The 12,647-nt window shown below is 74.5% G+C and carries 13 protein-coding genes and 1 pseudogene; 5 read left to right on the top strand and 9 right to left on the bottom strand.

Annotation, left to right across the window (positions count from 1 at the left end; all coding sequences use genetic code 11):
* From AE652_RS21890 to AE652_RS21880, 3 genes and pseudogenes are all read left to right on the top strand, one after another.
* Positions 1–278 (top strand): annotated as a pseudogene (locus tag AE652_RS21890) (hypothetical protein); the annotation flags it as partial.
* A 160-nt stretch (positions 279–438) separates the two neighbouring features.
* Entirely contained in the window at positions 439–879 is a 441-nt protein-coding gene (locus AE652_RS21885) for a sec-independent translocase (RefSeq protein ID WP_049654117.1), read from the top strand.
* 222 nt (positions 880–1,101) lie between these two features.
* Positions 1,102–1,770, top strand: a complete 669-nt coding sequence (locus AE652_RS21880) for a hypothetical protein (RefSeq protein ID WP_049654115.1) — start codon at positions 1,102–1,104, stop codon at positions 1,768–1,770.
* A 68-nt stretch (positions 1,771–1,838) separates the two neighbouring features.
* Here the strand turns inward: AE652_RS21880 and AE652_RS21875 are convergent, their stop codons facing one another.
* From AE652_RS21875 to AE652_RS21860, 4 genes are all read right to left on the bottom strand, one after another.
* Entirely contained in the window at positions 1,839–2,999 is a 1,161-nt protein-coding gene (locus AE652_RS21875; protein ID WP_049654113.1) for an Mrp/NBP35 family ATP-binding protein, read from the bottom strand.
* Positions 3,000–3,055: 56 nt separating this feature from the next.
* On the bottom strand, positions 3,056–3,712 hold the full coding sequence (locus AE652_RS21870; protein WP_079271870.1) for a DUF1003 domain-containing protein: 657 nt from the start codon (positions 3,710–3,712) through the stop codon (positions 3,056–3,058).
* Positions 3,702–5,000, bottom strand: a complete 1,299-nt coding sequence (locus AE652_RS21865) for a magnesium transporter MgtE N-terminal domain-containing protein (protein ID WP_049654112.1) — start codon at positions 4,998–5,000, stop codon at positions 3,702–3,704. Before AE652_RS21865 ends, AE652_RS21870 begins: the two co-directional genes overlap by 11 nt.
* A 128-nt stretch (positions 5,001–5,128) precedes the next feature.
* Complete coding sequence (locus tag AE652_RS21860; RefSeq protein ID WP_049654123.1) at positions 5,129–5,668, bottom strand: hypothetical protein; 540 nt, start codon at positions 5,666–5,668, stop codon at positions 5,129–5,131.
* An 85-nt stretch (positions 5,669–5,753) separates the two neighbouring features.
* Between AE652_RS21860 and AE652_RS21855 the strand changes: the two genes are divergently transcribed.
* On the top strand, positions 5,754–6,722 hold the full coding sequence (locus AE652_RS21855; RefSeq protein WP_049654111.1) for a DMT family transporter: 969 nt from the start codon (positions 5,754–5,756) through the stop codon (positions 6,720–6,722).
* A 61-nt stretch (positions 6,723–6,783) separates the two neighbouring features.
* Here AE652_RS21855 and corA read toward each other — a convergent pair whose 3' ends face one another.
* On the bottom strand, positions 6,784–7,905 hold the full coding sequence (gene corA, locus AE652_RS21850) for a magnesium/cobalt transporter CorA (protein WP_049654109.1): 1,122 nt from the start codon (positions 7,903–7,905) through the stop codon (positions 6,784–6,786).
* Between the two features lie 483 nt (positions 7,906–8,388).
* Between corA and AE652_RS21845 the strand changes: the two genes are divergently transcribed.
* On the top strand, positions 8,389–9,030 hold the full coding sequence (locus AE652_RS21845) for a suppressor of fused domain protein (protein WP_079271871.1): 642 nt from the start codon (positions 8,389–8,391) through the stop codon (positions 9,028–9,030).
* Positions 9,031–9,119: 89 nt separating this feature from the next.
* Here the strand turns inward: AE652_RS21845 and AE652_RS21840 are convergent, their stop codons facing one another.
* The 4 genes from AE652_RS21840 to AE652_RS21830 all read right to left on the bottom strand — a co-directional run bounded on the left by AE652_RS21840 (position 9,120) and on the right by AE652_RS21830 (position 12,420).
* Positions 9,120–9,980 (bottom strand): PHP domain-containing protein, encoded by an 861-nt coding sequence (locus AE652_RS21840; RefSeq protein ID WP_049654108.1) that lies wholly within the window; start codon positions 9,978–9,980, stop codon positions 9,120–9,122.
* A 56-nt stretch (positions 9,981–10,036) separates the two neighbouring features.
* Positions 10,037–10,675, bottom strand: coding sequence for a DUF6758 family protein (locus AE652_RS21835; RefSeq protein WP_063780222.1), 639 nt, complete (start codon positions 10,673–10,675; stop codon positions 10,037–10,039).
* Between the two features lie 308 nt (positions 10,676–10,983).
* Positions 10,984–11,142 carry a hypothetical protein gene (locus AE652_RS46505; protein WP_158077673.1) on the bottom strand — a complete coding sequence of 53 codons (159 nt, stop codon included), beginning with the start codon at positions 11,140–11,142 and terminating at the stop codon, positions 10,984–10,986.
* Between the two features lie 396 nt (positions 11,143–11,538).
* Entirely contained in the window at positions 11,539–12,420 is an 882-nt protein-coding gene (locus tag AE652_RS21830; protein ID WP_049654106.1) for an alpha/beta fold hydrolase, read from the bottom strand.
* Between the last annotated feature and the right edge of the window lie 227 nt (positions 12,421–12,647).

The raw sequence follows: 12,647 nt of genomic DNA, 5'->3' as shown, positions 1-12,647 counted from the left end.
GCCGGCTGGTGTTCGCCGCCGCGGGCGCCTTCTCCGTCGCCGCGGTGACGCTCGGCGGTGTCGGCGGGCTCAGCACGCAGGGCGAGGAGCGCCACGGCACCACCGTCAGCCCGCCCGGCTCCGGCACCGGACGCGGCGGCGGCCTCGTCCCGATGAACGCCCAGGTCCCGGTGGACTTCCCCGGCCGCCCGGTCGCCGCGACCCGCGACGCGACCCCGCCGGGCTCCCCGGAGCGCTACCCCGGGGGCGCCGTGGCACAGCGCCAGCAGACCCGCTAGAACAACCCTCGACGGACCCGGGACGCACGCTCGATCCCCCGTCCGGACGGCCTCGGCCACCGGCAGGTCTTTACCACGGCTTCATCCCAGCGTGGACCAGGGACTCGCCGGTGGCCATTACCCTGTAGGAACCGTCGTCCGACGAGCTAGGGAGCCAAAGGTGTTCAGCGACGTGAGCGGGCTGGAGGTGCTGACCCTCGTCGTGATGGCCATCATCATCTTCGGTCCGGACAAACTGCCGAAGCTGATCCAGGACACCATGAACGTCGTCCGGAAGATCCGTTCCTTCGCCGACAACGCGAAGGAGGACATCCGCAGCGAGCTGGGCCCCGATTTCCAGGACTTCGAGTTCGAGGACCTGAACCCCAAGACCTTCGTCCGCAAGCAGCTCATGGGCGGCGAGGAGGACCCGCTGGGCCTCAAGGGGATGAAGGACTCGCTGGACATCCGCTCCGTCCTGGACGACAAGCCCGCGGCCCCGGTCAACGGCCGCAGCGGCAGCGTCAGCTTCGAGAAGTCCGCGCCGGCCCCCGCCTCCGCCTCGACCGGCGCCCCGCTGGCCCCCGGCGAGCGCCCCCCGTTCGACCCCGACGCCACCTGACCGACCCCGCGTACGGCGCCCCGGCGCCGCGCCACCGCCCCGCCCGGCCACCCGGCTGAGCGGGGCGGTGGCGTGTGCGCCGCTATTGTGCTGATTGCTCCCGCTGAGCCGTCCGTCACACCGCGCCCCGTCGCGGACCGGTAACGGCCCCGGGGAGCGCCGCGGTACGCCACCATGGGAGCGCGCCACGGCAGGCAAACGTGTGTTTGAGGAGGCCCGGGGATGGACGCGACGAGTCAGGCGGGAGGGGCGACGGCCACGGCCGGCGGCCCGGTGGTCGGCGGACAGGCGGGCCCGGCGGACCCGCTGGTGCCCTACCTGTCCGCAGACTTCCCCTGGTACGGGCTGGACGAGGGCTGGACCGGCCGTCGCTTCCTGGTGCAGGCCGGCGCCGGCCCCCGCACCGCGGGCAGCGTCGACTACGGCTCGCTCGGCCACGGCGAGGAGCCGGCCCAGCGGTACGAGCCGCGCGACGTGCGGAAGTTCGCCGTCGTGGTCACCGTGGCCCGCCGGGACAGCCGCCGCAGCGCCGACAACACCGGCACCCTGGAGGCGACCTCCGCCTCCTCCGCCGCCTGGCTGGCCGGCTCCGGCCTGCTCGCCGGCACCTGGCCCGGGCAGCTGGACCGGGCGCTGCGCCAGGACTGGCTGGACCAGCAGAGCAGCCTCGCCTGGGACCTCGCCGACGACCTGGCCGGCCCGGGCTGGTCCACCCTCAGCCTGCCGGTCAACGGCCTGCCGCAGCCCTTCCGCTACCGCGAGTCCGAGTACGGCTGGGTGCTGGCCGGCGAGGCCCCCGGCGTCCTGCTCGGCGCCTACGGCCGCGGCGTCAGCGCGTACGGCCTCGGCTTCTCCACCGTCCCGGACCTGACCGCCTACACCCGGCCGTAGGGCCCGCGGCGGTACGGCGAAGGGCCGGGTGGTCTGGTCCGACCACCCGGCCCTTCGTCGTCACCGTCTCAGAACTTGTTCCTGGGCGTCAGGCCCAGCGACATCCCGGACAGCCCGCGCTGGCGGCCGCCGAGCTTGCCGGCCACCGCGCGCAGGGCGACGCCGGCCGGGGAGTCGGGCGCGGCGAGCACGACCGGGCGGCCGTCGTCGCCGCCCTCGCGCAGCCGCACGTCGATCGGGATCGAGCCGAGCACCGGGACGGTCGCGCCGACGGTGCGGGTGAGCGCGTCCGCGACGGTCTGGCCGCCGCCGGTGCCGAAGACGTCGATCATCTCGTCGCAGTGCGGGCACGGCATGCCGGACATGTTCTCGATCACGCCGACGATCTTCTGGTGGGTCTGCACCGCGATGGTGCCGGCCCGCTCGGCCACCTCGGCGGCGGCCATCTGCGGGGTGGTGACGATCAGGATCTCCGCGTTGGGGACCAGCTGGGCCACCGAGATGGCGATGTCGCCGGTGCCGGGCGGCAGGTCCAGCAGCAGCACGTCCAGGTCGCCCCAGTACACGTCGGCGAGGAACTGCTGGAGCGCGCGGTGCAGCATCGGGCCGCGCCAGACCACCGGGGCGTTGCCCGGGGTGAACATGCCGATCGAGATGACCTTCACGCCGTTCGCCTGCGGCGGCATGATCATGTCCTGGACCTGGGTCGGCCGGCCCTCGACGCCCAGCATGCGCGGCACGCTGTGGCCGTAGATGTCGGCGTCCACCACGGCGACCTTCAGGCCGTCGGCGGCCATCGCGGCCGCCAGGTTGACGGTCACCGAGGACTTGCCGACGCCGCCCTTGCCGGAGGCGACGGCGTAGACCCGGGTCAGCGTGCCCGGCTTGGCGAACGGGATCTCCCGCTCGGGGGCGCCGCCGCGCAGCAGCTGGGACAGCTCCTTGCGCTGCTCGTCGCTCATCACGTCGAGCTCGACCTCGACGCCGGTCACGCCGGGGACCTTCCCGACCGCCTCGCGCACCCGGGTGACGATGGTGTCGCGCATCGGGCAGCCGGAGACCGTCAGGTAGACCGCGACGCTCACCACGCCGCCCTCGGCGATCCCGACCGATTTCACCATGCCGATCTCGGTGATCGGGCGGTTGATCTCCGGGTCGTTGACGGTCGCCAGCGCCTGGCGTACGGACTCCTCCGTGACGCCGGCCGCGACCTCTGTCTCGTTGGCCATGCCTTGATGGTACGGCGCCCGGCGAAGTCGTTAACCGGTCGGTAGCGTGCCGCGGGTCACAGCGGCTCGGGGGCTTCCCGGCGTTCGTCGATCTCCTTGAGCAGGGACTGGAGTTCGGACCGGATGCTGCCCAGTTCAGAAGTGATGAAGGCCCGGGTGGCGACCTCGCCGAGCCCGTGCCGAAGGGCCGCGACCTCGCGGGTCAGGTACTCGGTGTCGGCGATGTTGCGGTCGCTGCGGGCGCGGTCCTGCTCCATGTTGACGCGGTCCCGGTTGTCCTGCCGGTTCTGCGCCAGCAGGATCAGCGGGGCCGCGTACGAGGCCTGCAGGGACAGCGCCAGGGTCAGGAAGATGAACGGGTACTCGTCGAAGCGCACGGACATCGGCAGCAGCGTGTTCCACGCTATCCAGACGACCACCACCACCGTCATCCAGACGATGAACCGCCCGGTGCCGAGGAAGCGGGCGATCCGCTCGGACAGGACGCCGAAGGCCTCCGGGTCGTAGGAGGGCAGCGTGAGCAGGCCGGGCCGGGCGGTGCGCGGCTGGTCGAGCCGGGCGCGGCCGGTGCCGGTGATCGGCGCGGTCTCCGCGCGCCGGTCCCGGGCGCCCTCGCGGGTGCGCAGCTCGCGCAGCTGTCGCAGCTGGCGCAGTTCGCCCTGGAGGCGCCGGCGTGCGGAGTCGTCCGACCGTCCGCTGCGGTCACCGTCCATCGGTCACCCCTTCCGTCTCGTCGTCGCGGACCTCGTCGTGGGCGTGCAGCGCGGCGTCGCGCCAGTCGTCCGGCAGCAGGTGGTCGAGCACGTCGTCGACGGTCACCGCGCCGAGCAGGTGGTCCGCGTCGTCGACGACCGGCGCGGCGACCAGGTTGTAGGTCGCCAGGTAGCTGGTGATCAGCGACAGCGGGGTGTCCGGCGGCAGCGGGTCCAGGTCGTCGTCGACCAGCGAGCCGACCAGGACGTACGGGGGCTCGCGCAGCAGCCGCTGGAAGTGCACGGTGCCCAGGTAGCGGCCGGTCGGGGTCTCGTTCGGCGGGCGGCAGACGAAGACCTGCGCGGCCAGCGCGGGCTTGTGGTCGCTGACCCGGACCCGGGCCAGCGCCTCGGCGACCGTCGCGTCCGGCTCCAGCACGATCGGCTCGGTGGTCATCAGACCGCCGGCGGTGTCCTCCTCGTACGTCAGCAGGCGGCGCACCGGCGCGGCCTCGTCCGGCTCCATCAGCTGGAGCAGCCGCTCGGCCTCGTCGCCGGGCAGCTCGGAGAGCAGGTCGGCGGCGTCGTCCGGGTCCATCGCCTCCAGGACGTCGGCGGCGCGCTCCTCCTGGAGCTTGCCGATGATCTCGACCTGGTCGTCCTCGGGCAGCTCCTCCAGGACGTCGGCCAGCCGCTCGTCGTCGAGGGCGGCGGCGACCTCGGCCCGGCGCTTGGCGGACAGGTGGTGCAGCACGCTGGCGAGGTCGGCGGGGCGCAGCTGCTCGAAGGTGGCGAGCAGGTTGGCCGCGCCCTGGTCCTGCTCGGGCAGCGAGAAGCCGGTGACGTCCTGCCAGTCCAGGGTGAGCCGCTCGCCCTTGCCCTTGCGCAGCCGGCCGGCCCGGCCGACCTGGACGAAGACCTTGCTGATCTCCCACTCGCGCAGCCGGGTCTGCACCATGCCGACGTCCAGCACGGTGACGTCCTCGGCGGTCTTGGACCAGGTGACGGTGCGGTCCAGCAGCTCGGCGAGCACCAGGGTCTCGGACGGGCGCTGCTCGAAGCGGCGCAGGTTGATCACGCCGGTGGTGAGCACCTGGCCGGACTCCAGGCTGGTCACCCGGGTCATCGGCAGGAAGATCCGGCGCCGGCCGACCACCTCGACCACCAGGCCGAGCACGCGCGGCGGGCGGCCGCCGAGCCGCAGCGACACGACCACGTCCCGGACCCGCCCGACCTGGTCGCCGTTCGGGTCGAACACCGCGATGGCGGACAGATGGGAGATGAAGACCCGGGTGCCTGGCCCTGCCATGGACTCCCTCGACTCGCTCGACGCCGTACCGGGTGCGCCGGGGGCGCACTCGCGGCCAAGGCTACCCGCGTGCTCCGGGCCCGGCCGGGAGGCACGGTAGCCGCCGGACACGTCCTGGGCGTGAACCTTTAACGGCGCTTGAACAGCAGTTTGGGCAGGCCGGCCGGGATCGGCAGCCGGGTGGTGGCCGGGGTGGGCATCGGCTGGGCGGCGTGCGAGCCGTCCGGCATCGCCCCGGGGTGCTCGGTGAGCGGGCCGGTCGGCTCCAGCCGCAGCACCCGGCACTCGCGGGCCCAGCGCTCGGTGATGGCGTCGGTGTCGGGCGCGTTCAGCCGCTTGCCCTTGAGCTCCTCGACGGCGCCCAGCCAGGCCTCGCTGCCCGGGGCGGGTTCGACCACCCGGGCGCTCCAGCCGGTCAGCCGGCCGCCCTTGTCCTTGCTGCGGACGGTGACCACGGCCCCGGCGCCGGGCTCCAGGCCGTGCAGCGGCTGCTCGGCGCCCCCGCCGACCACCACGACCGCGCCGTCGTGCCAGGCGTGCCACAGCGGCCGGGCCTGCTCCTGCCCGTCCGCGCGCACCCAGAGCAGGCCGGACTTCTTCGCGGCCTCCTCCAGCAGGGCCCGGTCGAGGAAGTCGTCGGCGGTCGCGGCGGCGGGCGTACGGTCCATGGCGGACAGCGTACGGCTTTCGGCGTCCACCGGGTGTCTCAGCCTCCGGGCGACAGTTCCATTGCGCCGCCACGGGCCTTACCGTATGACCGCCCCACCCCCGCGACCAGCAAGGAGCGCCGTGCCCGCCGCCCGGCCCGCGACCGCCCCCTCCGCCGCCCCCGCGACCGCCGACCCGGGGCCGGCGCACCCGCTGCCCACCCTCGACCTGCTGCTGCTCGCCGTCTCGATCGGCGGCATCTCGCTGTCCGGCCCGCTGATCAGCGCCACCGCCGCGCCCGCGCTGGCGATCGCCCTCTGGCGCAACGTCATGTCGGTCGGCGTCCTCGGCCCGTACGCGCTGCTGCGCCACCGCGCCGAACTGCGCGGGATCGGCCGGCGGGCGCTGCTGCTCGCGGTGGCCGCCGGGGCGCTGCTCGCCGTGCACTTCGCGCTCTGGATGCCCAGCCTGCGGATGACCTCGGTGGCCTCGGCCACCGCCCTGGTCACCACCACCCCGCTGTGGACCATCCTGCTGATGCGGCTGATGGGCGTCCGGGCGCCGCGGCTGGTCTGGCTCGGTACGGTCGTCGCCTTCGCCGGGGTGCTGGTGCTGACCGGCGTCGACCTCTCGCTCTCCCCGCGCGCGCTGCTCGGCGACGCGCTCGCGCTCGCCGCCGGCCTGGCCGCGGCCGGGTACATGCTGCTGGGCGCCGAGGTCCGCAAGACCGTCAGCACCACCGCGTACACCCTGGTCTGCTACGCCACCACGGCCGTGGTGCTGCTGGGGATCTGCCTGGTCGCCGGCACGCCGCTGGCCGGGTGGCCGGCCGGGGTGTGGTGGCAGATCGTGCTGCTGATGGTCGCCGCCCAGCTGCTCGGCCACTCGCTGAGCAACCGCGTGGTGCGCAGCCTCGGGCCGTCCGTCACCTCGACCGCGATCCTGCTGGAGACGCCGGGCGCGGCGCTGATCGCCGCCCTCTGGCTGGGCCAGTGGCCGCCGGCGGCCGCCTACCCGGCGGTGGTGCTGATCCTGCTCGGGCTGGTCCTGGTCGCCCGCGGCGGGCGGCGCTGACCGCCGGCCCCGGCCGGGGGTACCGCCCTCGGCGGGGGCCCGGGTGCCGACGTCGGCGCGGTCAGAGCCAGCCGTTGCGGCGGAAGCCCCGGTACATCCCGAAGCAGATCAGCACGATCGCGCCGAGCACCGTCGGGTAGCCGTACTTGTGGTGCAGCTCCGGCATGTACTCGAAGTTCATGCCGTAGACGCCGGTGATCATGGTGGGCACCGCGAAGATCGCCGCCCAGGCGGTGATCTTGCGCATGTCCTCGTTCTGCGCCACCGAGACCTGCGCCAGGTTCGCCTGGAGCAGCGAGTTCAGCAGCTCGTCGAAGCCGTGCACCTGCTCGGCGACCCGGGCCAGGTGGTCGGCGACGTCCCGGAAGTACTTCTGGATGTCCGGGTCGACCAGCCGCTGGAGCGGCTCGGACAGCTGCTGCATCGGGCGCAGCAGCGGCGCCACGGCACGCTTGAACTCCAGGACCTCGCGCTTGAGTTGGTAGACCCGGCCGACGTCGGCGCTGCGCCCGCCCTTGGCCGAGAAGACGCCGTACTCGATCTCGTCCACGTCGTTCTGGAGCCGCTCGGCGACCAGCAGGTAGTTGTCCACGACGTGGTCGGCGATCGCGTGCAGCACCGCCGCCGGGCCCTTGGAGAGCAGCCCGGCCTCGTCCGCGTCGGCCTCCAGCCGGTGGCGCAGCTCCTGCAACGAGCCGTGGCCGCCGTGCCGGACGGTGATCACGAAGTCCCGGCCGGCGAAGACCATCAGCTCACCGGTCTCCACCACCTCGCTGGTGGGCGTGAGCTGGTCGTGCTCGACGTAGCGGATGGTCTTGAAGACGGCGAACAGCACGTCGTCGTAGCGCTCGACCTTGGGCCGCTGGTGCGCGTGCACCGCGTCCTCGACCGCGAGCGGGTGCAGGCCGAAGCGCTGGGCGATCCCCTCGAACTCGGCCTCGGTCGGCTCGTGCAGCCCGATCCAGCTGAACGAGCCCTCGCCCTCGGGGAGTTGGTGGGCGGCCTTGACCCGGTGGGCGGCCTCGCGCGGGCTGCACGTCTCGCCCCTGCGCTTGCCGTGCTGGTAGACCGCGCAGTCCACGACCGCCGAACCGGCGTCCTCGGGCAGGACGGCGTAGACGCCGGCCGCGCCCCGGCGGCGGTTGGTGCGGACGGCGGCGCGCAGGCTGTTGATCATCGACATGGCAGGCTCCCAGAGGCAGGAACCGTCGCGCGGCCGCGCGGAAGGAAAAACGTTCGGCCGCGGTACGACGGCGGAGAACACCGGTGAAACGGGGGATGAAAGTGCTCTCCCGGCCGGTCCGTCCGCCGTGGGGCCTGTGCCCGGGGCTACCGCGGCTGATTCAGCCGGTTGGGCCTGCGGGGCGCGGGGTACGGGGAAGTCGGGGCCGGGCAGAGCTGCCGGTACTGCATGGTCGGCCGGTATCCACCGCAACCACCTCCTTCGCGCCGCCGCCCCGGGACGAACGATCCCGGTGGCCAGTCGCTCACCCTAACATCTGACCGGGCGTCGAGGCCGAGGGGTTCCCGGAGGTTTCCGAAGGCTTTACGGGATCCTTGCCCCGCCCGGCCGTTGCCCCGCCACGGCGCCCCGCCGCACCGCCGCCGACCGCCTCCGGCCCGCCCGCACGCGGCCCGCGAACCCCCGGGGGTTACGCTCACCGGCATGGCGCACGACTTCCCGCTCTTCGGCGACCCCCACGGCGGCAGCTCCCCGGAGCTCACCCGGGAGGCGGTGCTGGCCGCCGTCGAGGCCCGGCTGATCTCCACCTTCGGCGAACCGGGCGGCCGCGCCGCGGTCACCTTCCTCGGCGCCGACCGGATCGAGGTGCTGCGCTTCGGCCCGGACGCCGAGGGCCTGGTGCGGTACGCGACGCTCGGCATGTCCGCCGCACCGATGGCCGACCCGACCGCGCCGGTCGCCGACCAGGTCCGCGGCCCGCGCGTCGAACTGGTGCTGACGGTCCGGGGCGGGCGCGACAGCGTGCTGCGCACCCTGGCCACCTTCGCCGCCACCCCGCAGGTCGAGGGCCTGGTGGTGGCCCCGGGCGGCTCGCTGGACCTCGGCTCGCCGCTCTGGGACGGCGCGCCCTTCACCTCGGTGCTCGCGGCCGAACCGGGCGGCCTGGTCGAGGACCTGGAGCTGGCCGAGCCGGCCGACCCGGTCCGCTTCCTGCCGCTGCTGCCGATGACGCCCAACGAGGCGGGCTGGAAGCGGGTGCACGGCGCGGCCGCGCTCCAGGAGCGCTGGCTCGACCAGGGCGCCGACCTGCGCGACCCGGGCCGACGCGGCGTCCGGCTGGACTGACCGCCGCCCGGCCGTACTCCGAAACTCCGAACGCCGGGCCAAGGGACTCATGATCCCCTGGCCCGGCGTTCGCGTTCGTTCGCGTCCGCTCAGCGCTCGATCGGCTTCGCGCCGGTCGCCTGCGCCAGCAGCGCCCCGTACACCTCCGGGTCGGTGGTGTGCTCGCCGAGCCGTACGGTCTTGCGGGTGCCGTGGTAGTCGCTGGAGCCGGTGACCAGCAGGCCGAGCTCGCCGGCCAGGCCGCGCAGCCGCTCTCTGGTCTCCTCGTCGTGGTCGGTGTGGTCGACCTCCAGCCCGGCCAGTCCGGCCGCCGCGAGGTCGGCGATCACCTGGTCGGAGACCGTCCGGCCGCGCTTGACCGCGCCCGGGTGGGCGAACACCGGCACCCCGCCGGCCGCCCGGACCAGCCGGACCGCCGTGACCGGGTCGGTCTCGTGCTTGCGGACGTCCGCCCGCCCGCCGTTGGCCAGCCAGTCGGCGGTGAAGGCGTCCGAGACGGTGGCGACCACGCCGGCCTCGACCAGCGCGCTGGCGATGTGCGGCCGGCCGACCGAGCCGGCCCCGGCGATCCGCCGCACCTGCTCCCAGCTGATCTGCGCGCCGAGCTCCCGGCAGCGCTCCACGATCGCCCGCCCGCGCCGGAACCGGTCGGTGCGCACCAGGTCCCGCTCGCGCGCGAACTCCGGCTCCTCCGGGTCGAACAGGTACGCCAGCAGGTGCAGGCTGATGCCGTCCACGGCGCAGGACAGCTCGGCGCCCGGGACGACGGTCAGCCGGCTGCCCGCGGGCAGTGCGCGCACCGCCCCGGCGGCCTCGGCGTGGCCGGCCACGGTGTCGTGGTCGGTCAGCGCCACCACGTCGAGGCCCGCGGCGACGGCCGCCGCGACCAGCTCGGCCGGGCTGTCGGTGCCGTCGGAGGCGTTGCTGTGGGCGTGCAGGTCGATGCGCACGGATCGGGCTCCTGGAGGCTCGTGGGTGCCGCCCAGGATAGGCCTAGGGCCTGTCGTCAGCCGAGGAGCCGGGGGGAGAGCGCCCCGCAGGGCAGCAGGTCCAGTTCGGCGCCGGCCTCGCGCAGGTCGGTCAGCACCAGCTCGTCGTACATCACCAGCGCGGACTGCTCGGGCCAGGCGACCGCCCAGAGCCAGAGCCCGCGGGCCTCGCCGACGAACACCGCGCGGTCGGCCGGGGCGTCCGGGACGTGGAACATCGGGGTGGGCCGCCCGGCGGCCAGCAGTTTGGCGTCGGCGGGCTTGTAGAGGCCGACGGAGTCGCCCGGGTCGGGCCCGGACAGGCCCGCGTAGCGGGCGCCGAGGCCGACCCCCAGCTCCTCGGCGACCAGCACCAGCTCGCCGAAGCCGCCGAGCGGCGCGGGCCCGGAGCAGGCGACGGCGGTGGCCCGGGCGCCCGAGACGTCGTCGCCGACGTGGGCGATGCCGGTGTAGAGCCAGCCGACCGGGAGCGGCCAGGGCAGCCAGACCGGGACCTGGGAGCGGGCGACGGCGACGCCGAGGGCCTCCACACTCGGGGGCAGCACGGGCTGCATCGGGTGCACGGCTCCGTGCCGGTCGCACTGCCAGGTGTCTGAGAACAGACCGGGGGCGCGGACCCGACCGGCGCACCTCGGGCAGCTGGGCTCGCCCCTCATAGCCGTCAACGCTCCTCCCTCCGGACCGCCGCGTCAAGGACGATCACCCGTACGGAGGGCTCGGCGGCACCTGTCGGTGGCGGGCGCCCGGACCGGCGCCGGGTGGGCGTGGCACGGGCGGTTCCCGTTGGGGGATGTCCCGTCCCGGGCGGCGGCAAACGTCCGGGGTGCCGACCCCGGAAACACTGACGCCCCGTCATCGGCGAATGCGGTGACGGGGCGTCAGTCGGGTATCGGAACGTCCGGATCGGACGCTCCCGGCTCGTCGGCGGCGGGTGAGGCCTCCCGGTCGGAGGCGCCGCGCCGGGTCAGACGGTCGGGCACGGACGGATGAGCAGGCGCTCGCCGGTGCGGGCGGCGGCCTGGACGACCTCGCGCACGGTGGCGGCGTCGGCGATCTGGCGGTCGGCGGCGGAGCCGTTGGTCTCGTCGAGTCGGACGATCTCGAAGCGCATGGTCTTCGTCATGGGCGTCTCCTTTCCTGGCCCCGCGGGGCGGGGCGGGGGCGGCTGAGTCGGTATCAGCTCTCTCGGGGTCTTGCGGATCCGGAGGTGAGGCCGGATCGGGCGGGTCGTCGCGCGTGTGGCGGTCTGCTGCGGCAAGGGCTCCCCCTGCTTGCCTGGTGCGTCCAGTGCCTCGTGCACCACGGTGTCGTGGCGGTGCTACCGGGCCGTTGCCCGTCCGTAAAGTCCAGGTTTCGGGTGATCGGTGCCGCGGTGGAGGCCGGCGATGATTCCCGGACAGAATCAAAGATTACCGTAACTAACGAATTTTGTCCTGTGTTGAAGCCGATCGAACTTGAAGAAGTGGTACAGACCACTTTCGGCGGACCGGGGGAACCGGCGCGGCCCCGACCGCGTCGGTCAGGCCCAGAACGCGGCCAGCGCCCCGGCCGTGGCGGCCGGCTGCTCGGCGTTGGGGGAGTGGCCGGCGTCCGCGACCACCACCCGGCGGGCGCCCAGGCGCTCGGCCATCGCGGTCTGCTCCGGGACCGGCCAGGCGTGGTCCCGCACCCCGGACAGCACCAGCACCGGCAGCCCGGCGGTGGCGGCGGCCAGCTCCGCCACCCGGTCCGGCGCGGCCACCAGGTGAGCGCCGGTGACGGACAGCGCCCGCGGCACGTTGGCCAGCCAGCGGCGGTGCAGGAACTCCGCGACGGCCGGCTCCAGGCTCGGCCGCGGCTGCCCGCTCTCCGCCTCCAGCTGCCGCATGACCTGCCAGATCTGCTCCAGGTCCATCCCCCGCAGGGCGTCCAGCAGCAGCCCGGTGCGGACCGCCTCGGCCGGGTCGATCGCGCCCGGGCCGGTGGACACCAGGGTCAGCGACCGCCAGGGCAGCGGGCCCTCCGCGGCCGCGGCGAGCACCGCCTCGCGCACCACCTGGCCGCCGAAGGAGTGCCCCAGCAGGTGCGGCGGGGCGCCCCCGGCCTCGGCCGCCAGCACCCCGGTGAGCGCCCGTACGTCCGCGCCGAGCGCCCCGACGGCGTACGCCGCCGGATCGTCCGGACCGCCGGTCTGGTACTGCCCGCGCTGGTCCACGGCCGTCACCCGGTACCCGGCGGCCGCCAGCGGCTCCAGCAGCGCGATGAAGTCCTCCTTGCTGCCGGTGAACCCCGGCACCAGCAGCGCCGAGCCGCGCACCGGCCCGGCCGGCTCCGCCCGCAGCGCCGCGAACTCCCCGCGCCCGGTCACCAGCCGCTCGGCCCGCGCGCACCCGGGCAGCGTCAGAAACGGCGGCGTGCTCATGGGCTGCTCTCCCTGCTGTCCTGTCGGCGCTCCCCGACGCCCCCGAGCTTAGGAGGCGGGCACAACGCCCGAGGGGGCGGGCCGGGCCGGGTGGCCTGGCCCGCCCCCTCGGGGGAGACGCGGGGGTGTCAGCTCTCCGGGGTGGCCTCCGCGGGCGCCGCCGCCTTGCGGGTGCGGGTGCGCTTGCGCGGGGCCGGGACCTCGGTGGCGGCCTCGGCGGCCGGGGC

This window comes from Kitasatospora sp. MY 5-36 (genome assembly GCF_001182915.1).
Classification (GTDB): Bacteria; Actinomycetota; Actinomycetes; order Streptomycetales; family Streptomycetaceae; genus Kitasatospora.
This window is presented reverse-complemented; position numbering and strand designations above follow the sequence as displayed.